We start from the raw sequence: 20,150 nt of genomic DNA, 5'->3' as shown, positions 1-20,150 counted from the left end.
GTCACGCCTCCTGCGCGTCTTCGTCGTCGGTCAGGTCTGCGTCCGTCTCCGCATCGGCCTCTTCGGCCTCCAGCTCGGTCGGATCGACCCAGCCCAGCAGGACGCGCGCGGTCATCACCATGGTCTGCGCCTCTTCGAGGTCGACCTCGAATTTCTCCAGCAGGCCGTCGTCCTTGACGCGCTTGCCGCCCTCGGTGGTCCAGCCGCCCGCCAGTTCCCAGTCCGCGCAGGTGGCGAAATCCTCAAGCGTCTTGATGCCGTCCTCGGCCAACGCCTCCAGCATCTGCGGCGTCAGACCCTCAAAGTTCACAAGGCTGTCGTCCACACCCAGTTCGCGGGCGCGTTCCAGCGCCTTGCGCGCCAGTTCTTCAAGGTTCTCGCGGGCACGGGTCTGCAATTCTTCGGCGGTGCCTTCGTCGACACCATCGATCACCAGCAGTTCGTCCAACTCGACATAGGCCACCTCTTCGAGGTTGGTAAAGCCTTCGGAAACCAGCAGTTGCGCAAAGAATTCGTCGACGTCCAGCGCGTCCATGAACAGCTTGGTGCGCAGTTCGAACTCGGCCTGACGGCGCTTCGATTCTTCCTCTTCGGTCATGATGTCGATGTCCAGCCCGGTCAGCTGCGACGCCAGACGCACGTTCTGACCGCGACGGCCGATGGCCAGCGAAAGCTGCTCATCGGGGACCACAACCTCGATCCGCTCGGCGTCTTCGTCCAGAACAACCTTGGACACCTCGGCCGGTTGCAGCGCGTTCACAAGGAAGGTCGGCATGTCCTCGTTCCACGGGATGATGTCGATCTTTTCGCCCTGCAACTCGTTCACCACGGCCTGCACACGGCTGCCGCGCATACCGACGCAGGCGCCAACCGGGTCGATGCCGCTGTCATAGGACACAACGCCGATCTTGGCGCGCGAACCGGGGTCGCGGGCAACGGCCTTGATCTCGATGATGCCGTCATAGATTTCCGGCACTTCCATCTTGAACAGTTCGGCCATGAACTGCGGGTCGGTGCGCGACAGGAAGATCTGCGGGCCACGGGCCTCGCGGCGCACGTCCTTGATGTAGCAGCGGATGCGGTCGCCGGGGCGATACGATTCGCGACCGATCTTTTCGTTGCGGCGCAGAATCGCCTCGCCACGGCCCACGTCGACGATGACGTTGCCGTATTCCTCACGCTTGACGACACCGTTGATGATGGTGCCGGCGCGGTCCTGAAATTCCTCGAACTGGCGATCCCGCTCCGCTTCGCGGACCTTTTGCAGAATCACCTGCTTGGCCGACTGCGCCGCGATTCGGCCCAGTTCCACCGGCGGCACCTCTTCGGAATAGACGTCACCGATCTGCGGGTCGGCCATGTACTGCTTGGCCTGCTCGACGGTCAGTTCGGCCTGATAGTTCTCAAGCTCTTCTTCCTCGACGACGGTGCGCACGCGGGTAAAGGTCGCCTTGCCCGTGCGGCGGTCGATGCTGACACGGATGTCCATCTCCGCGCCGTAGCGGGACTTTGCCGCGCGGGCGAGGCTCTCTTCCATCGCTTCGACGACCAGACCGGGGTCGATCATCTTCTCGCGCGCCACCGCCTCGGCGGTTTGTAGGAGTTCGAGCTGGTTTGCAGAGGTGATTGCCATGGGTCTTAGTCCTCCTCGCGAGACACATCGGCCTCGGTCTCGATTTCATCGAATTTCTGTTCGTCCAGCGCGGCCGCGTTTTTGCGCGCCTTCAGCATCTCACGGATCAGCTCATCGGTCAGGACCAGTTTGGCGTCGGTGAGCCAGTCGAATTCCAGTCCCACGGTGCCTTCGTCCAGATTGACCAGCACCTCGTTGCCCTCGACCCCGGCCAGCACGCCGCGAAAGCGTTTGCGCCCGTCGATCATCTCGGTGGTTTCCAGCTTGGCCTCATAGCCTTCGTAGGTGTCGAAATCCTTCAGGCGGGTCAGCGGACGGTCGATGCCGGGGCTGGACACCTCCAGCGTGTAGGCGTCAAGGATCGGGTCCTCGACATCCATCACCGCACTGACAGCGGTCGAAATCTCGCCGCACTCATCAACCTCGATCCCGCCCTCGGGACGTTCGGCCATGATCTGCAACGTGGGCGTCTGTCCGCCCATCAGGCGGATGCGCACCAGCTCGAATCCCATGTCCTCGATCACCGGTTGGACGATCTCGGCCAGTCGGCGATCCATGCCGGTCTTGGCGATCAGCTCGTTCATTGGTCTCTTGCCTTTCGGGCACAAAAAAACGGGCCAGCGGCCCGTTGTCGAAAGCACGATGGGCGCCAGGGTCAGACCCTGACGCGCCGCTGTTGAAGGGCGTATAGGCGAGCATGGGACCGGACGCAAGCGGATTCGCGACACCACGTCCATGCGCAAACCGTATGCATGGTTTGTGCATGGTCTGTGCATGCGGTGTGCATGGCGATTTCGGCCTGTCAGGTCATCACATCCGGCGCGTCCCGCCCGGTGCGTTCCGACAGACCTGTCAGCGCGTTCACGGCCTTGGCCAGATCGACCAGCGCGGCCTGAGTCTCGCCCTCCAGATCGCCGTCCGCGGGTTCATAGCGTTCCAGATAAACCCGGACCGTTGCACCCTCTGTGCCGGTGCCGGACAGGCGCATCACCGCGCGGCTGTCATCGGCAAACAGCAGCCGCAGACCCTGATTGTTGCTGACCGATCCATCCACCGGATCGGTGTAGGAAAACTGATCGGCGGCGGCGATGGTCTTGGGCGGATTGCCCACCTCTGTTCCGGGCAGATCGCCCAGACGGGCGTTCATATCCGCCATCATCGCCTCTGCGGCGGCGGTATCGACGGCCTCGTAATCATGCCGGGAATAATAGTCGCGGCCGTAGGTCTGCCAATGGTCCTTCAGGATCGCCTTCACGGAAATCTTGCGTTCCGCCAATATGTTAAGCCACAGGATCACCGCCCAAAGCCCGTCTTTCTCGCGCACGTGGTCGCTGCCTGTGCCGGCGCTTTCCTCCCCGCACAGCGTCGCTTTGCCCGCATCCAGAAGGTTGCCAAAGAACTTCCATCCCGTCGGCGTCTCAAAGCTGGCGATGCCCAGCTTTTCCGCCACCCGGTCCGCTGCGCGGCTGGTCGGCATCGACCGCGCCACGCCCGCCAGTCCGCGTTTGTAGCCGGGGGCCAGATGCGCGTTTGCCGCCAGCACCGCAAGGCTGTCAGAGGGGGTCACGTAGACGCCTTTGCCCAGAATCATGTTGCGGTCGCCGTCCCCGTCCGAGGCGGCGGCAAAGTCCGGTCCATCCTCTGACATCACCAGATCGACCAGCGGTTTCGCCCAGATCGGGTTCGGGTCCGGGTGTCCCTTGCCGAAATCCACCGACGGCGTGCCGTTCATCACCGTCCCTTCGGGCGCGCCCAGCATCCCTTCGAGGATCGCCTTGGCATAGGGGCCGGTGACCGCGTGCATGGCGTCGAACCGCAGGGTAAAGCCGCCTGCGATCAGATCGGAAATCGCCTTGAAATCAAATAGTTCCCGCATGAGCGCGGCATAGTCCGCCACCGGGTCGACGATCTCGACCGTCATGCCGCCCAAGGCCACCTCACCCAGAGCCGACAGGTCCAGATCGGCGCTGTCCAGCGTGGTGTAGTCCGACACCGACTGGGTCTGTTCGAACATCGCCGCCGTCACGCTCTCAGGGGCAGGACCGCCGTTCGAGATGTTGTATTTCAGCCCGAAATCCGCGTCGATCCCGCCGGGATTGTGGCTGGCCGACAGGATCAATCCGCCATCCGCCTTGCGCTGGCGGATCAGATTCGAGGCGGCAGGCGTGGACAGCAGCCCGTTCTGGCCAACGATACAGCGCGCAGCCCCCTGAGCCGCCGCCATGCGCAGAATGGTCTGGATTGCCTCGGCGTTGAAAAACCGTCCGTCGCCGCCGACCACAAAGGTCTTTCCGGCGACCCCGCCAATGGCGTTGAACGTCGACTGCACAAAGGCCTCAAGATAACCTTCCTGCATGAAAACACGGGTCTTTTTGCGCAGACCAGAGGTGCCGGGCTTTTGCCCTTCGAAGGGCGTCAGGGGGCGCGTGATGGGCGTCATTTGGTCGGTCCTTTCTGATCGGCACTGCGGTCTGCGGGCATGAAAGCGCGGATGCGGTCCTGGGGCAACGCCTCTGACAGGCGTTCGACAGTCACGGGAAGACGGCGGCGCCAGTTGGGGTGCTGGTCGATTGTTCCGGGCAGGTTCTGCGCCTCCAGCCCGCCCAGCAGGTCGTCCAGTTGCAGCGCCACCAATGCGGACGGCGCGGTGCAAAGCTGCGCCTGCACGGCTTCGGCGATGGTCTCGGGCGTGGCCAAGGGCGGCAGGGAGCACAGGGCGCGCAGCCCCTGACGCTGGCGCGCGCGCAGGTCGTGCCGGGCGCGGGTTTCTCCACCCGACAGCCAGCCCATGCGCTGCCACCACGCGATGTCCTGCCCGTACCAGAACCCCTTGAGCGTGGGTGTGTCATGGGTGCCGAAACAGGCCAACGCAAAGGGCCGCAGATCGCGCGGCGGGCACAGTTGCCCGTCGCCGGGTGTCTCATATTGCCAGACCGCGTAGCTGAGCAGCCCCGCGCCGTTCAGCTTTTCGCGGAAGCCGTCGGGCACAAGGCCCAGATCCTCACCGACCACGACACAGCGCGCCTGCGCCGCCTCGATCGCGATGACGGCCAGCAGGCTGTCGAAGGGCTGTGAGACATAGCCGCCGGGGCTGCCGTCGTCGGGAATCCAAAAGCTGCGCAGCAGGCCAAGGGCGTGATCCACCCGCAGGAGACCCGCCTTGGCCATCAGCTTGCGCAGCATGGCGCGCAGGGGGCGGTATTGCGCGGCCCGCAACCGTGCCGGCGCGTGCGCGGCAAGGTTCCACGACTGGCCTTCGGGGTTCAGGTGATCGGGCGGCGCACCAATGGTGACGCCTTGGGCGATGGTATCGCGGTGCATCCAGACCTCGGCCCCGCCGGGGCGCGCGCCCACGGCAAGATCAAGGTAAAGGCCAAAACCCATTCCGGCCCCCAAGGCCGCAGCCTGCGCGGCGTCGATCTGAGTTTCGGCCCGCCATTGCAGCCACTGGTGAAAGCCCACGTCGCCGGACGCGGCCCGCGCCGCTTCGGCGCCGGGTCTTTGCAACGCTTTGGGCCACTTGCGGAAATCTTCGCCGTGGAGGGCACTAAGCGCCTCATATTGCGCAAAGGTATCCAGCACCGGGCCACCTTGGGCGCGGTACACCTGAAAGGCCTTGCGGTCCGGCGCGGGCGCGGCGTCGAACCCGGCATATTCGGCCCGCAGCGCGCTGCGCTGTCTGCGCCGAAAGGTCGGGTAATCGACAAGATCGCCCTTGGGCGTCGGGCCCAGCCCGGCGCGGGGTGCGATGTGGTCGGTGCTGAAAAAGCCCCGGTGCGTCGGTGAATAGGGGCTGATCATCTCATCAGCCGCCCAGCCAAGCGCATGGATCGGGTTCAGGCCAAAGAACTGCGCCCCGCTTTTGGCCAGCGCACGCAGGGCGGCGGGCAGATCGGCATAGCTGCCCAAGCCGCCGTTGTGTCCGGACCGCAAGCCGTACAGCGTCCCGCAAACGCCCCAACCTTTGGCGCGTCCTGTCACATCCGGCACGGTCGGCGCATGGTGCGGGGCGGACAGGACCAGCGATTCGGTCCGGCGCTCCGGTGTGGCGGCGTGCAATGTGAAATACCCGACCGGCAGCGGCTCCATGTCGATGGTTTGGTCGGCGCGCCCGGCCATCACCTCGGCCCCGGTTTCATCCAGCACCAGCCAGTCACAGGGCGCGGTGACCGGCAGGGTCACGCGCGTGCCGGCCGTTGCGATGATTTCTGCGGGCAGATGCGCCTCATCCCGATGCGCGCGGGTTTTGGCCAGCGCCTCTGTCACGGCGGCGGGGGTCGTTGCGTCGACCCCCATACCCCCCAGCAACGCCCGCAGCGTTTCCGGCGACGCGCCATGTTCCACCCCTTGCAGGTCGTGAAATCCCAAGTGAACTCCGTAGGCCTGTGCCAATTGGCGCAGATCGTCATCGGCGGCGGTCATGGCGTGCTCTCCGGAAAGCGGACAAAGCCCGCGACACTGAACGCAGCGACCGTCACGGTCGCCTCGGTGATCTCTGTCGGGGTCTGCTCTGCTGTCGAGGTGTCGATCTCGCGCCGCCATGTGCCCGCCTCTGGCGTGGGCAGTTCAAGCGACTGCGCCGTGCCCTCGCGGTTGAAGGCCAGCAAGACTTCTTCGGCATCGGCGCAGCCTGCCGGGCTTTCGGCACAACCGCGCAGCAGCAGGCACAGGCTGGACAGGCCGGGGTCGCGCCAGTTCAGCGCGCTGCCGTCAAAGGCGCGCCACTCGACATCGGGCTTGCCGTCCTTGCGTTCGACCCCGTGCAGGAACCGCGACTGGCGCAGCGCGCCATGTGCCTTGCGAAACCGCGACAGGGCCGCCGTAAAGCCGATCAGCTCCGCGTCCATCGTGTCCCAGTCCAGCCAGCTGATCTCATTGTCCTGACAATAGGCATTGTTGTTGCCGCTCTGGCTGTTGCCGCCTTCGTCCCCGGCCAGGATCATCGGCGTTCCCTGCGACAGCAGAACGGTGGCCAGCATGTTGCGCCGACGCTGTTGGCGGGCGGCGAGGATATCGGGGTCGTCCGTCTCTCCCTCGGTGCCGAGGTTGTCGGAATGGTTGGCGTGATGGCCGTCGCGGTTGCCCTCGCCGTTGGCCTCGTTGTGGCGCAGCGCGTAAGAGGTGACATCGGCCAGCGTGAAACCGTCATGCGCGGCGGCAAAGTTGACAGAGGACCACGCCCGCCGCCCACGGGTGTCGAACAGGTCGGCGGTGCCCAGCAGGGCCGACCCAAGATCCTGCGCCGCATGGCCGTCTCCGCGCCAGAACCGGCGCAGCGTGTCGCGAAAGCGGTCGTTCCATTCGGCGAATTCCGGCGGAAACTGCCCAAGGCGATAGCCGCCGGGGCCAAGATCCCAAGGTTCGGCGATCAGCTTGACCTGACTCAGGACCGGGTCCTGTCGCAGCGCATCCATGAACCCGCCATGCCGGTCAAAGCCGTGTTTTTCGCGTCCGATCGTGGTGGCAAGATCAAAGCGGAAACCGTCGACACCCATACATTCGACCCAGAACCGCAGGCTGTCCAGAATCATCCGCAGCACAAAAGGATGCTGTACGTTCAACGTGTTGCCGGTGCCGGTGTCATTCACATAGAAACGCGGCTGACCTTCGACCAGCCGGTAGTAAGAGGCATTGTCGAGCCCGCGAAAGCAAAAGGTCGGGCCAAGGTGGTCGCCCTCTGCCGAATGGTTGTAGACCACGTCCAGGATCACCTCGATGCCGGCGGCGTGAAACCGTTCGACCATGGCGCGGAACCCGGCCACACCGGCGGGGCCAAGGTAGCGCGGCTCGGGCGCAAAGAAACCGGCGGTGTTGTAGCCCCAATGGTTCACCAGCCCGCGTGCGGTCAGCGCATTCTCCGAGCGGATCGCCTGAACCGGCAACAGTTCCACCGAGGTGACACCCAGTCGTGCCAGATGGTCCAGCATCGGCTGCGAGGCCAGCCCTTCGTAAGTGCCGCGGAGGTCATTGGGCACGTCGGGGTGGCGGATCGTACTGCCCTTGACATGGGCCTCATAGATCAGGGTGCCGTCCCAACCGCGCTGCAATCCCTTGGCGTCTGGAGGAAAATCGGCGGGGTCCCAGACCACGGCCTTGGGGACATGCGGCGCGCTGTCGGCGGTGCTGAGCGACAGGTCGGCCTCGCTGGTGCCGACCGAATACCCGAAGGTAGCGGGATGGGTGGTGAATTTGCCGTGCAGAATGCGCGCATAGGGATCAAGCAACAGCTTGTTGGGGTTGAACCGGTGGCCACGTTCGGGCGCGAAGGGGCCATGCACCCGGTAGCCGTAAAGGGTGCCGGGACGCAGGCCGGGCACATATCCGTGCCAGACCTCTCCGCTGCGTTCAGGCAGCGTCAGGCGCTGGATTTCCTCGGCCCCGTCATTGGAAAACAGGCAGAGGTCGACCTGATGCGCATGATCGGAAAAGAGCGCGAAATTTGTACCTTCGCCGTCAAAGACCGCGCCCAGAGGGGTTGGCCGTCCTGACAGGATTTCATGAGGACCGGGGGCCTTCGAGGTCATGCAATCAGCGTCTCGTACATCTGGACATATTGACGGGCGGACTCTTCCCAGCCCACCTGTTGGCGCATCGCGGACACCTGCATCTTGCGCCACAGCGCGCGGTCCCCGTAGGCATCAAAGACCCGTCCCAAAACCGTGTCGATCCCGGCGACTGACACGTCGTCGAACACGAACCCCGTGGCCACCCCGGCAGAGAGCGCCGCGTGGTTGGCATCCACAACCGTATCGGCCAAACCGCCCGTCCGCGCAACCACCGGCAGGGTACCGTAGCGCAGACCGTAAAGCTGGGTCAGCCCGCAGGGTTCAAACCGCGACGGAATCAGGATGGCGTCTGACCCGGCCTGAATCAGGTGAGAAAACGCTTCGTCATAGCCGATGTGCACACCGACCTTGCCGGGAAACCGCTTGGCGGCCTGCTGGAACGCCTGCTCCAGTATCGGATCGCCCGACCCCAGCAATGCCAGTTGCCCGCCCGATTCGACCAGCCGGGGCAAGACCCCAGCCAGCGCATCCAGCCCTTTTTGCAGGGTCAGCCGACTGACGACGCAGAACAGCGGGCCGTCGTGATCGGGGTCAAGGGTCAGGCGGCGGGCCACCTCGGCGCGGTTCTTGGCCTTGGTGTCCAGCGTTTGCGGGCCGTAGGTCGCGGCCAGCGCCGGGTCGGTCATCGGGTTCCAGACGTCCAGATCGATCCCGTTCAGAATGCCCGACACATCGCCCGCGCGATTGTTGAGCACGCCTTCCAGCCCCATTCCAAACTTCGGTGTGAGGATCTCTTGCGCATAGGTCGGGCTGACCGTCGAGATGCGGTCGGCATAGACCAGCGCGGCTTTCAGAAAGCTGACATCGCCGTAGTATTCCAGCCCGTCGGGATGGAACCAGTCGCTGCTCAGTTGCAGGTCGCCCATGACATGCGGCCCGAAGCGGCCCTGAAAGGCGATGTTGTGGATCGTGATGACCGACGCGGGGGGCCTGCGCCCGTCCTGTTTGAGATAGACAGGCGTCAGGCCGGCCTGCCAGTCGTGCGCATGCACAATGTCCGGCACCCAGCCCGACAGCCCGTCAAAGCTGATCCGGGCGGCGGCCTGCGACAAGGCCGCAAACCGGGCGTGATTGTCCAGCCAGTCCTTGCCGTCAGGCCCGGTATAGGGCGCGCCCGGTCGGTCGAACAGTTGCGGCGCGTCCAGCAACAACAGGGTCACGCCCTCTGCCGTGACCTCGACCAGCCGCCCCGGACCGCCCGGAAGATCGCCAAAGCTGGCCACCTCTTTGCCTTGCGCCAGCAGCGGAAACAGGTCCGGGTAGGCGGGCAGGACGGTCTTGACCTCAACCCCCAGCGCCGCCAGCGCGCCCGGCAGAGCGCCCGCAACATCGGCCAGCCCGCCAGTCTTGATGAAAGGCGCGCACTCCGAGGTGACCATCAGCACCTTCATGTCACAACTCCAGCTTGTGGATCATCTCGTTGGTGATCAGGCAGATGCCGTTTTCGGTGCGGCGGAACCGCTTGGCGTCCAGTTCCGCGTCCTCCCCCACGATAAGCCCCTCGGGGATTTTCACGCCACGGTCGATGATGGCGTTCTTGATGTTGGCGTGGCGGCCGACCTCGGCGTAGGGCAGGGCGACAACGCCCTCAAGTTGGGCATAGGAATGTGTCTTGACCCCGGTGAACATCAGACAGCGTTCCAGCGACGAACCGGAAATGATGCAGCCACCCGACACCATCGACGACACCGCTTGTCCGCGGCGGCCTTCTTCGTTGTGGATGAACTTGGCGGGGGCGGTCAGTTCGGAATAGGTCCAGATCGGCCAGTTGGTGGCGTAGATGTCCAGTTCCGGCTCAAAATCGGTCAGGTCGATGTTGGCCTGCCAATAGGCGTCCAGCGTACCGACATCGCGCCAGTAGGGTTTCTTTTCCAGCCCGGACATGACGCAGGAGCGGCCAAAGGGATGCGCCACCGCGTCCCCCGTGGCCACCAGTCCGGGGATGATGTCCTTGCCGAAATCATGGCTGGAATCCGGGTTCTTGGCATCGGCTTCCAGCAGATCACACAGAAACGCCGTCTCGAAGACATAGATGCCCATCGACGCCAGCGACCGGGTCGGATCGCCCGGCATGGTGGGCGGCTCTGCCGGTTTTTCGACAAAGTCGAGGATCTTGTCGGTATCGTCCACCGCCATGACGCCAAAGCCCTTGGCCTCTTCGCGCGGCACCTCGATACAGCCCACGGTCACTTTTGCGCCCGACCTGACATGCTGTTCGATCATGAACGAGTAATCTTGTTTGTAGATATGATCCCCTGCCAGAATCAGGATGTATTTCGGACCGTATCCCCGAATGATCGAGATGTTCTGGGTGACCGCGTCGGCAGTCCCCTTGTACCAGTTCTCTTCGTCCAGTTGCTGTGAGGCGGGCAGGATATCCAGCCCCTCGTTCCGTTCCGCCCGGAAAAAGGACCAGCCGCGTTGCAGGTGACGGATCAGGCTGTGCGCCTTGTACTGGGTCGCCACGCCGATCCGCCGGATGCCCGAGTTGACCGCGTTGGAAAGGGCAAAGTCGATGATGCGTGTCTTGCCGCCGAAATAGACCGCCGGTTTGGCGCGGATATCGGTCATCTCCTTCAGCCGCGACCCGCGACCGCCCGCAAGCACATAGGCCATGGTTTGCTGGGCCAGCGTGAACCTGTCGTTCTGCATGTGATCCTCCCCCGTGATCAGTCGTCCGGTCAATGTTCTCCGGACAGTTTGAAAAATACCGTCGCCAGCGGCGGTACGGTGATCTCAATCGAATGGGCGCAGCCGTGCGACGTCACGGGATCTGCGGTCACGCCGCCCCCGTTGACTTGGCCGCTGCCGCCGTAGATCGGCGCGTCGGTGTTCAGGCGTTCCTGCCAATGACCGGCAGCGGGCACCCCGATCCGGTAGTCGGTGCGCGTGACGGGGGTGAAATTCGACACCACAAGGACCGGCTCAGAGCCATCCTCGCCGGTGCGGACCCAGACAAAGATCGAATCCGCCGCGTTGCCGCCATCTATCCAGCGAAAGCCTTCGGCCTTGCTGTCCAACTGGTACAGCGCGGGGGTCTCGCGGTAGAGCCCGTTCAGATCGCGCACAAGGTTTTGCATCCCCTTGTGCGGCGCGTGGTCCAGAAGATGCCAGTCAAGGCTCTGGTTGTGGTTCCATTCTTCGGGCTGGGCGAATTCGCAGCCCATGAACAACAGCTTTTTGCCCGGATGCCCGAACATGAAACCGAAATAGGCGCGCAGGTTGGCAAACCGCTGCCAGTCGTCCCCCGGCATCCGCCCCAACAACGACCCCTTGCCGTGAACGACCTCGTCATGGCTGATCGGCAGCACAAAGTTTTCCGAGAACGCGTAGTGCAGGCCGAATGTCATCTTGTCGTGGTGATATTTGCGGTTGATCGGGTCCTCGGACATGTACCGCAGGGTGTCGTTCATCCACCCCATGTTCCACTTGAACCCAAAGCCAAGCCCGCCGTGGGATGTCGGAGCGCTGACACCGGGAAAGGCGGTGCTTTCCTCGGCCAGCGTCATCACGTCGGGATGCATGCCATAGACCTGCTCATTCATGCGTTGCAGGAATGAGATCGCCTCCAGGTTCTCGCGGCCGCCATGTTCGTTGGGCACCCATTCGCCGTCCTTGCGGGAATAATCGCGGTACAGCATCGAGGCCACCGCATCGACGCGCAGACCGTCGATGTGGAACTCTTCCAGCCAGTAGCGCGCATTGGCGATCAGGAAATTCGACACCTCGGAGCGGCCATAGTTGTAGACCAGCGTGTTCCAGTCCGGGTGGTACCCTTCCTTGGGGTCGCTGTGTTCATACAGGGCGGTGCCGTCAAAGCGGGCCAGTCCATGCGCGTCAGTCGGGAAATGGCCGGGCACCCAGTCGATGATCAGGCCAAGACCCGCGTCATGCGTTGCCTCGACCAATGCGCGGAAATCGTCCGGCGACCCAAACCGCGAGGTTGGCGCATACAGTCCGACAGGTTGATAGCCCCACGATCCGCCAAAGGGATGCTCAGAGACCGGCGTCAGTTCAATATGGGTAAAGCCCATGTCGGCGGCGTAACTGACCAGTTGCTCTGCCATTTCGGTGTAAGTGAGTGAGCGGTTGTCGTCTTCTGGCACACGCCGCCAGCTTTCCAGATGGACCTCGTAGATCGAGACGGGTTGGTCGATACGGTGTTTCTGCCAGCGGGTCGCCATCCAGGCGTGGTCCTGCCATCCGTATTGAGTCAGGTCGCGCACCACGGAGGCGGTCAGCGGCGGCACCTCTGACCCGAACCCGACCGGGTCGGCCTTGAGCGGCAAAAGCTGTCCGCCGGAATCCAGAAGTTCGTATTTGTAGACCGCGCCTTCGGCCACGCCGGGCACAAAAATCTCCCAGATGCCGGTGTCGCCACGGCGGCGCATCGCATGGCGTCGCCCGTCCCAGTCGTTGAAGGTGCCAACCACGGACACGCGGGAGGCATTGGGGGCCCAGACCGCGAAATGCACTCCCGGAGCGCCGCCAAACCCGGTCAGATGCGCCCCAAGCGCGCGCCACAACTGGCCATGCGTACCTTCGCCCAGCAGGTATTCGTCCATCTCGCCCAGAATCGGGCCATAGGCGTAGGCGTCTTCCTCTTCCCACGTCGCGTCGGCGTTCGACAGGCGCAGGCGATAGTCGTAGCGCCCGACGACGCCGGGCAGGATGCCTTCGTACAGGTCCGGTGCCCCGTCGACCGGGCTGAGTGTCCCCAAGACCATGTCGCTGCCGCTGGCCAGCACCTCAACCAAGTCCACGTTTGGGCGAAAGACCCTTACGGATTGGGTGCCATCGGGCAGCGTATGCTGTCCCAGAACCGAAAAAGGGTCGCCGTGGCGGCCTTCGACGATTTGCCGTGCGGTCGAATGATCAAGGGGGGCTGTCATGCGCTCTGCTCCAGTTCGCCGTCAATTGCGCTGCCGACATTCCAGATGTCGCGCGCGTAGCCGCGTATCGTCCGGTCCGACGAGAACCAGCCGACGCTGGCGGTATTTGTCAGCGCCATGGCCGCCCAGGTCGACGGATGCGTAAAGGCCTCGTCGGCGCGGCGCTGGGTGTCGAAGTAGGTGTCAAAGTCGCAGGACACGAGGAAGTGGTCGTGATCCCAGAGATTGCCGACGATCCCGTGATAGCGGCCCGGTTCCTCGGGCGAGAAACGGCCCTCGGCGATCTGGGCCAGAACCTTTTGCAGGCGCGGGCTTTGTTCGATGGCGGCGCGGGCATAGCCGTGGTGGCTGCGCCGTTCCGTCACCTCTGCGGCGTTCAGGCCGAACAGAAAGAAGTTCTCCGCCCCCACATGTTCGCGGATTTCGACATTGGCGCCGTCCAGCGTGCCGATGGTCAGCGCGCCGTTCAGGGCGAATTTCATGTTGCCGGTGCCAGAGGCCTCTTTGCCGGCGGTGGAAATCTGCTCTGACAGGTCGGCGGCAGGGATCAGCATCTCTGCCATCGTGACGTTGTAGTTGGGCGGATAGACGATCTTGAGCAGATCTTTTGTCACCGGGTCGTTGTTGAGCACACCGGCGACGTCGTTGATCAGGCGGATGATCTGTTTGGCGACGTGATAGCCGGGGGCCGCCTTGCCACCAAAGATCTTGACCCGCGGTGTCCAGTTGCCGTTCGGGTTGGCGTGCATTTCATTCCAGAGCGCGATGGTCTCCAGAATGTTCATCAACTGGCGCTTGTACTCGTGGATACGCTTGATCTGGACGTCGAACATGGCATCGGGGTCAATCGCGATCCCGCAGTGGTCCTGCACCCAGTTCGACAGGCGTTCCTTGTTGACCCGCTTGGCGGCCATGAATTCCTGCAAGAATCCCTGATCGCCGCTGCGGCTCCGCAGGCGGCCAAGTTGATCCAGATCCGCAGGCCAAGTATCGCCGATCTCACGGGTGATGAGGTTCGACAGGGCGGGGTTGCATTCATACAGCCAGCGGCGCGGTGTGATGCCGTTGGTCTGGTTCACGATGCGCGTCGGGTGGATGCGGTGCAGATCGGCAAAGACCGTCGATTTCACAAGGTCGGTGTGCAGCGCCGAGACGCCGTTGACCTTGTGCGCCATGATAAACGCAAGCTCACCCATGTTGACGTTGCCGTGGTCAAGGATGCGCGGGCTGTCCGGGAACTGTGCCTGCTGGCTGTCCTCGATCGACCGGATGATTTCCAGATGACGGGGCAGCACGCGGCCCAGCAGCCATTCGGGCCAGCGTTCCAGCGCCTCGGGCAGCAGGGTGTGGTTGGTGTAGCCAAGGCAGCGACGGGCGAGGTCGATGGCCTCTGCCATGTCCAGCCCGTGGATATCGACAAGGATGCGGACCAGTTCCGGCCCTGCAATGGCGGGGTGGGTGTCGTTCAACTGGATCGCGGCGGCATCGGGCAGGGCGCGGATGTCGTCATGATCGATGAAGAACCGGCGCAGAAGGTCGTGAATCGACGCGGCGGTAAAGAAATACTCTTGCTTGAGGCGCAGTTCCTTGCCGCTTTCGGTGGTGTCGTCCGGATAGAGGACACGGCAGATGGTGCGGGCCAGCGCCTCGGACCGGCTGGCGGCAAGGTAGTCGCCGCGGTTAAAACTGGCGAGGTCGAATTCCTTTTGCGGCCGCGCCGACCATAGCCGCAGCGTGTTGCCCCAGCGGCCCTGCCAGCCGACGACCGGCGTGTCAAAGGCGGTGGCGATCACCGTCTCATGCGGTTGCCATTTGGCCTTGCCTTCATGGTGATGAACATGCCCGCCAAAGCCGACCTTGTAGCTGACTTCGGGGCGCTCGAATTCCCAGGCATGGCGCTGCTGCAACCACGTCTCTGGCTTTTCGATCTGCTGGCCTTCGACGAAATCCTGCTCAAACAACCCGTGCTCATAGCGAATGCCATAGCCCATCGCCGGGATGCCCAGCGTGGCAAGGCTGTCCATGAAACAGGCCGCCAGTCGGCCAAGGCCACCATTGCCCAGCGCGGCGTCGGGTTCATCATGAACCAGGGCGTCATAGTCCTGACCCAGTTCCGTCACCGCGGCGCGCGCTTCGTCGGTCAAGCCGATGTTGGCGGCGACGTCTTCGACCAACCGACCGATGAGAAACTCCATCGAAAGGTAGTAGACCCGCTTTTTGTGCCCGACATAGCTGGCTCGGGTGCTTTGATACCACGAATCCACCATGCGGTCGCGCAGGCTGAGCGACAGCGCCATGCGCCAGTCGTAAAGGGAGGCGTGTTCGGCATCCTTGCCGAGCGAGTAGCGCAGATGCGCGAGGATTGCGTCTTTCATTGGATCGGTCCTGTCCTGTCTATCGGGCCGCGTGGCGCGCGCCGCCGACCGGTCCTCCCGCTGATCGGGCCGCGCATGTTATCGCTAACGGTAAAAGTCAACCAAAAGCCAGACCCGACTTCAGTTTACTGTAACCCGTGCAACCGCTGTTGCAAGCGGGTGCCAGTGGGCGGCTGCCCCACCTGTCCAGAGGGGGCAGCCTTTGCTGCTTTAGGCCGCGGCCTTGGGTGCGAGCTGTTGCTCTTCGATCGGCGGCGGTTCCATTGCGCCGGTCATGATCGCGACCGCGTCCGACATCGAGATCTTGGCCGGGTCGACCACCGCGTGCCGCTTGCCCAGACGGTGGATGTGGACACGGTCCGCCACCTCGAAGACATGCGGCATGTTGTGGCTGATCAGGATGATCGGAATGCCCTTGGCGCGGACGTCCTGGATCAGTTCCAGCACCCGGCGGCTTTCCTTGACGCCGAGTGCGGCCGTCGGCTCATCCATGATGATGAACTTGTTGGCAAAGGCGGCGGCGCGGGCCACGGCCACGCCCTGACGCTGACCGCCCGACAGGGTTTCGACCGCCTGATTGATCGACTGGACGGTCATCAGGCCCAGTTCGGTCAGCTTGTCGCGGGCGAATTTCTCCATCGCCTTCTTGTCGAGCTGGCGAAAGACCTTGCCCATGAAGCCGGGTTTGCGCAGTTCGCGCCCGGCGAACATGTTGTCGGCGATGGACAGGGACGGAGACAGCGCAAGCTGTTGATAGACGATCTCGATCCCCATTTCGCGGGCTTGCAGCGGCGAGGTGAAATGCACCGGCTTGCCCTCGATCTTGATTTCGCCTTCGTCGGCTTGCACCGCGCCGCAGATTGCCTTGACGATCGAGGATTTGCCCGCGCCGTTGTCGCCGATCACGGCCAGAACCTCACCGGGGTACAGGTCAAAGTCCGAGTGGTCGATGGCGGTCACGTGGCCATAGCGCTTCACGATACCGCGGCCTTGAACGATGGGTTGCACAGACATTATCCCGAAACCTTTCTGATCCATTGATCGACAGAGACCGCCGCGATGATGAGCACGCCAATCAGCAGGTAGGTCCATTGCGCGTCCGCCCCCATCAGGCGCAGACCCAAGGTGAACACGCCGACAATCAGCGCCCCGAAAAGAGACCCCAGAACAGAGCCGCGCCCACCGAACAGAGAGATGCCCCCGATCACCACGGCGGTGATGGATTCGATGTTCGCAAGCTGACCGGAGGTCGGTGAAACCGATCCGATGCGCCCGATCAGGGCCCAACCGGCAAAGGCGCAGATCAGACCGGACAGGGCGTAGACCGACACAAGAACCTTGTTCGCTTCCATCCCCGAAAGCTCTGCCGCTTCCTTGTCGTCACCCACCGCATAGACATGTCGGCCCCATGCCGTCTGTGTCAGCGCATAGGTCAGGACGGCGAACAGCAGCAGCATGAAGATGATGCCATAGGTCAGCCGCGCGCTGCCGATTTGCAGCGTCGTCCCGAAGAATTGCAGGATCGCGGCGTTCTGCTCGATTTCCTGCGACCGGATGGTTTCGTTGGCCGAATAGAGGAAGTTGGCGGCCAGAACGATCTGCCACATGCCCAGCGTCACGATGAAGGGCGGCAGTTTCATCCGCGTGACCAGCAGGCCGTTGACCGTCCCGATGGCGGTGCCCACGGCCAGGCCGCACATCACGGAAATGAACGGCGGTATGCCATAGCGGAAGGTGAACTGGCCCATCACGACGGAACTCATGACCATGATGGCGCCAACCGACAGGTCGATGCCTGCGGTCAGGATCACCAGCGATTGGGCGGCGGCCACGATGCCGACAATCTGAACCTGTTGCAGGATCAATGTCAGCGCAAAAGGTGAGAAGAATTTAGATCCCAGTAGCAGACCGAAGACAATGATCGACAGGACCAGAACGATGAGCGGGACAAGCGCGGGGTTCGTGTGCAAAGCGTTTTGCAGCTTATGAACAAAGCCTTGCGGCTTTTCGAACTCGGCAACCTGATTGGTGGCCGCGGACAACGACGATTCGTAGTCCTGCCCCTTCGAGGCAGACTCGGTCATGTGGGATCCTCCCGGTTGATGTGGGTGCGTTCTGATGCGCGACTTGGTTCAGCCTAAGCGACAAGGTGTTCGCGCGTCCATAGTGAAGGGGCGGCGCCCGCCCCTTCAGATTTTTCAGGCCTTCGGGGTCAGCCCCAGCAGCGGTCGGTGCCTTCCTGGACACTGATCGAGTCGACGCCGTCGACCGGCTGATCGGTGACCAGAGCCACGCCTGTGTCGGTGAAGGCTTTGCCCTCGGTCGGCTCCGGCTTGACGCCTTCGTCGGCCCATTTCTTGATGGCTTCGATGCCCAGCGACGCCATGAGCAGCGGGTACTGCTGCGAGGTCGCGCCGATCACACCGTCGGCCACGTTCTTGATGCCGGGGCAGCCGCCGTCGACCGAAACGATCAGAACGTCGTTTTCGCGACCGATGGACTTGAGCGCCTCATAGGCACCGGCAGCGGCGGGTTCGTTGATGGTGTAGACCACGTTGATCATGGGGTCCTGCGCCAGCAGGTTCTCCATCGCGCGGCGGCCGCCTTCTTCGTTGCCCTGGGTCACGTCGTTGCCGATAATGCGCGGGTCGGTTTCGTCGCCCCACTTGTTCGGGTCGCCCAGATCAATGCCGAAGCCCTGCAAGAAACCCTGATCGCGCAGAACGCCGACGGAGGGTTGCGACACGGCCAGATCCAGCATGCCGATCTTGGCGTCGGCGGCGGCATCGCCCAGCTTGCCTGCGGCCCATTTGCCGATCAGCTCACCGGCGAGGAAGTTGTCGGTGGCAAAAGTGGCATCTGCCGCGTCGATGGGCTCCAGCGGCGTGTCCAGTGCGATGACAAGGATGCCCGCGTCGCGCGCCTGCTGGACGGCGGGAACGATCGACGAGGTGTCGGAGGCGGTCAGCAGGATGCCTTTGGCGCCGTCCGCGATGCAGGTTTCGATGGCCTGAACCTGAGTTTCGTGGTCGCCATCGACCTTACCCGCAAAGGATTTCAGTTCGATGCCCAGCTCTTCGGCCTTGGCGGTCGCGCCTTCTTTCATCTTGACGAAGAAGGGGTTTGTGTCCGTCTTGGTGATCAGGCACGCGCTGAACGAATGGCCGGCGGCGTTGGCACCCGTCGACAGTGCGGCGGCGGTCAGAGCAATGGCCGTGCCAGTCAGAAACTTTTTCATGGTATCCTCCCAAAATCCGCGGGGTCCAACGCGGCAGTTCTAGCGGACCCAAGAGCCAGGATGAATTCCGACCCTTCGACGTCTAGAAACCCGATTCGGCCTGCTCTTGTCAACATAAATCACTCCGATTTATTTATTATTGACATGAGGCGTCGAAAAGAGAAATCTGCCTATAGAAGGCGCGTGACATCAAAGCGTCTGGGAGGAACGACATGGACAGCACTCAGAAAGGCGGTGATCCGGCCAATCTGCCGTCAGACAGCGTGCGCGGCTCTAATCAAAGCGGTGTTCGGGCGCATAATGAACGGCTGGTCCTGTCGCTGGTCCGGCAATATGGCCCGCTCCCCAAGGCAGAGATCGCCCGGCTGACCGGTCTGTCGGCACAGACCGTGTCCGTGATCATGCGTGCCCTCGAAAAAGAGGGCCTGCTGAAAAAGGGCGAACCGGTACGTGGCAAGGTGGGTCAGCCCTCGGTTCCGATGAGCCTCGCCAAGGCGGGGGCGTTTTTTCTGGGCCTGAAGGTGGGGCGCCGGTCGCTGGACCTGTTGCTGACCGATTTCAGTGGCCATGTGGAAGGCCGCGTTCATCTGTCCCATCGCTATCCCACCCCCGACAGCGTGGTGAAATTCGCAAACGGCGCAATTGCGCAACTGCTTGACCAACTGTCGCCGGAGCACCGCGCCCGCGTTGCCGGATTGGGGATCGCGACGCCGTTCAGGCTCTGGGATTGGGCGAAACCGCTTGGCCTCCCCGCCACCGAGATGGAGGCATGGCGCGACCGGAAATTCGCGGACGAACTGGCCGAGGCATGGGACTTTCCGGTTTACCTGCGCAACGACGGCTCTGCGGCCTGCGGGGCCGAACTGGTTTTTGGCGACCAGAACAAGCCACGGGATTTCCTGTATTTCTTCATCGGCTTTTTTGTCGGCGGCGGTCTGGTCATCGACAACACGGTGTTCACCGGGCGCAGCGGCAACGCCGCCGCCGTGGCGTCGATCCCGATTGGCATCAAGGGGACAAAGGTCCGCCAACTGGTCGATGTGGCCTCGATCCACACTCTGGAACGGCTGGTGATCGAGGCGGGGGGCGACAGCGGCATGATCTGGGACGACCCGTCGCAATGGGATCTGCCCGAAGGCGTTCTGGATACATGGATGTCGCGCGCCGCTGAAGGCTTCGCATATGCCATCCTGTCCTCCTCCTGCCTGATCGATTTCGAATGTGTGGTGATCGACGGATGGCTGCCGGACCCGGTGCGCGCTGCGCTGGTCTCTCGAACTGCGCGGCGCCTGAATGAAATCCGGGTGGCGGGCATCGAGGTGCCAGAGCTCAGGGAAGGCAGCATTGGCCGGGATGCGCGCGCGCTGGGCGCGGCCAGCCTGCCGTTGTCGGACAAGTTCCTTGTCGACCGGAACGCGTTTCTGAAGGGCTGACACCACTTTGGCC

13 protein-coding genes are annotated in these 20,150 nt (G+C 63.3%); 1 reads left to right on the top strand and 12 read right to left on the bottom strand.

Annotation, left to right across the window (positions count from 1 at the left end):
* Nucleotide 1 precedes the first annotated feature (1 nt).
* From nusA to ACN0S5_RS02255, 12 genes are all read right to left on the bottom strand, one after another.
* Nucleotides 2-1,633 (bottom strand): transcription termination factor NusA, encoded by a 1,632-nt coding sequence (gene nusA, locus ACN0S5_RS02310; protein ID WP_417205577.1) that lies wholly within the window; start codon nucleotides 1,631-1,633, stop codon nucleotides 2-4.
* Between the two features lie 5 nt (nucleotides 1,634-1,638).
* Nucleotides 1,639-2,217, bottom strand: a complete 579-nt coding sequence (gene rimP, locus ACN0S5_RS02305) for a ribosome maturation factor RimP (protein ID WP_417205575.1) — start codon at nucleotides 2,215-2,217, stop codon at nucleotides 1,639-1,641.
* Nucleotides 2,218-2,435: 218 nt separating this feature from the next.
* Nucleotides 2,436-4,073 carry an alpha-D-glucose phosphate-specific phosphoglucomutase gene (locus ACN0S5_RS02300; protein WP_417205573.1) on the bottom strand — a complete coding sequence of 546 codons (1,638 nt, stop codon included), beginning with the start codon at nucleotides 4,071-4,073 and terminating at the stop codon, nucleotides 2,436-2,438.
* The gene (gene malQ, locus ACN0S5_RS02295) at nucleotides 4,070-6,055 is read right to left on the bottom strand and encodes a 4-alpha-glucanotransferase (protein ID WP_417205571.1); all 1,986 of its coding nucleotides are present in this window, start codon (nucleotides 6,053-6,055) and stop codon (nucleotides 4,070-4,072) included. Before malQ ends, ACN0S5_RS02300 begins: the two co-directional genes overlap by 4 nt.
* A complete protein-coding gene (glgX, locus tag ACN0S5_RS02290; protein WP_417205569.1) occupies nucleotides 6,052-8,157 on the bottom strand; it encodes a glycogen debranching protein GlgX in 2,106 nt (701 codons plus the stop codon). The genes malQ and glgX overlap by 4 nt, the downstream gene beginning before the upstream one ends.
* On the bottom strand, nucleotides 8,154-9,590 hold the full coding sequence (glgA, locus tag ACN0S5_RS02285; protein WP_417205567.1) for a glycogen synthase GlgA: 1,437 nt from the start codon (nucleotides 9,588-9,590) through the stop codon (nucleotides 8,154-8,156). The genes glgX and glgA overlap by 4 nt, the downstream gene beginning before the upstream one ends.
* Before the next feature lies 1 nt (nucleotide 9,591).
* On the bottom strand, nucleotides 9,592-10,851 hold the full coding sequence (glgC, locus tag ACN0S5_RS02280; RefSeq protein WP_417205565.1) for a glucose-1-phosphate adenylyltransferase: 1,260 nt from the start codon (nucleotides 10,849-10,851) through the stop codon (nucleotides 9,592-9,594).
* A gap of 29 nt (nucleotides 10,852-10,880) precedes the next feature.
* Nucleotides 10,881-13,091, bottom strand: coding sequence for a 1,4-alpha-glucan branching protein GlgB (gene glgB / locus ACN0S5_RS02275; protein WP_417205564.1), 2,211 nt, complete (start codon nucleotides 13,089-13,091; stop codon nucleotides 10,881-10,883).
* A complete protein-coding gene (locus ACN0S5_RS02270) occupies nucleotides 13,088-15,466 on the bottom strand; it encodes a glycogen/starch/alpha-glucan phosphorylase (RefSeq protein ID WP_417205563.1) in 2,379 nt (792 codons plus the stop codon). Before ACN0S5_RS02270 ends, glgB begins: the two co-directional genes overlap by 4 nt.
* Nucleotides 15,467-15,676: 210 nt before the next feature.
* Complete coding sequence (locus ACN0S5_RS02265) at nucleotides 15,677-16,504, bottom strand: ATP-binding cassette domain-containing protein (RefSeq protein WP_417205561.1); 828 nt, start codon at nucleotides 16,502-16,504, stop codon at nucleotides 15,677-15,679.
* Nucleotides 16,480-17,550 (bottom strand): ABC transporter permease, encoded by a 1,071-nt coding sequence (locus tag ACN0S5_RS02260; protein WP_417205560.1) that lies wholly within the window; start codon nucleotides 17,548-17,550, stop codon nucleotides 16,480-16,482. Before ACN0S5_RS02260 ends, ACN0S5_RS02265 begins: the two co-directional genes overlap by 25 nt.
* A gap of 128 nt (nucleotides 17,551-17,678) precedes the next feature.
* The gene (locus tag ACN0S5_RS02255) at nucleotides 17,679-18,704 is read right to left on the bottom strand and encodes a sugar ABC transporter substrate-binding protein (protein WP_417205558.1); all 1,026 of its coding nucleotides are present in this window, start codon (nucleotides 18,702-18,704) and stop codon (nucleotides 17,679-17,681) included.
* 212 nt (nucleotides 18,705-18,916) lie between these two features.
* On the opposite strand from ACN0S5_RS02255, the gene ACN0S5_RS02250 reads away from it, so the two are divergent.
* Nucleotides 18,917-20,137, top strand: coding sequence for an ROK family transcriptional regulator (locus ACN0S5_RS02250; RefSeq protein WP_417205556.1), 1,221 nt, complete (start codon nucleotides 18,917-18,919; stop codon nucleotides 20,135-20,137).
* The last annotated feature ends 13 nt before the right edge of the window (nucleotides 20,138-20,150 follow it).

The sequence above is a fragment of the Antarctobacter sp. genome, from assembly GCF_048262615.1.
Lineage (GTDB): Bacteria > Pseudomonadota > Alphaproteobacteria > Rhodobacterales > Rhodobacteraceae > Antarctobacter.
This window is presented reverse-complemented; position numbering and strand designations above follow the sequence as displayed.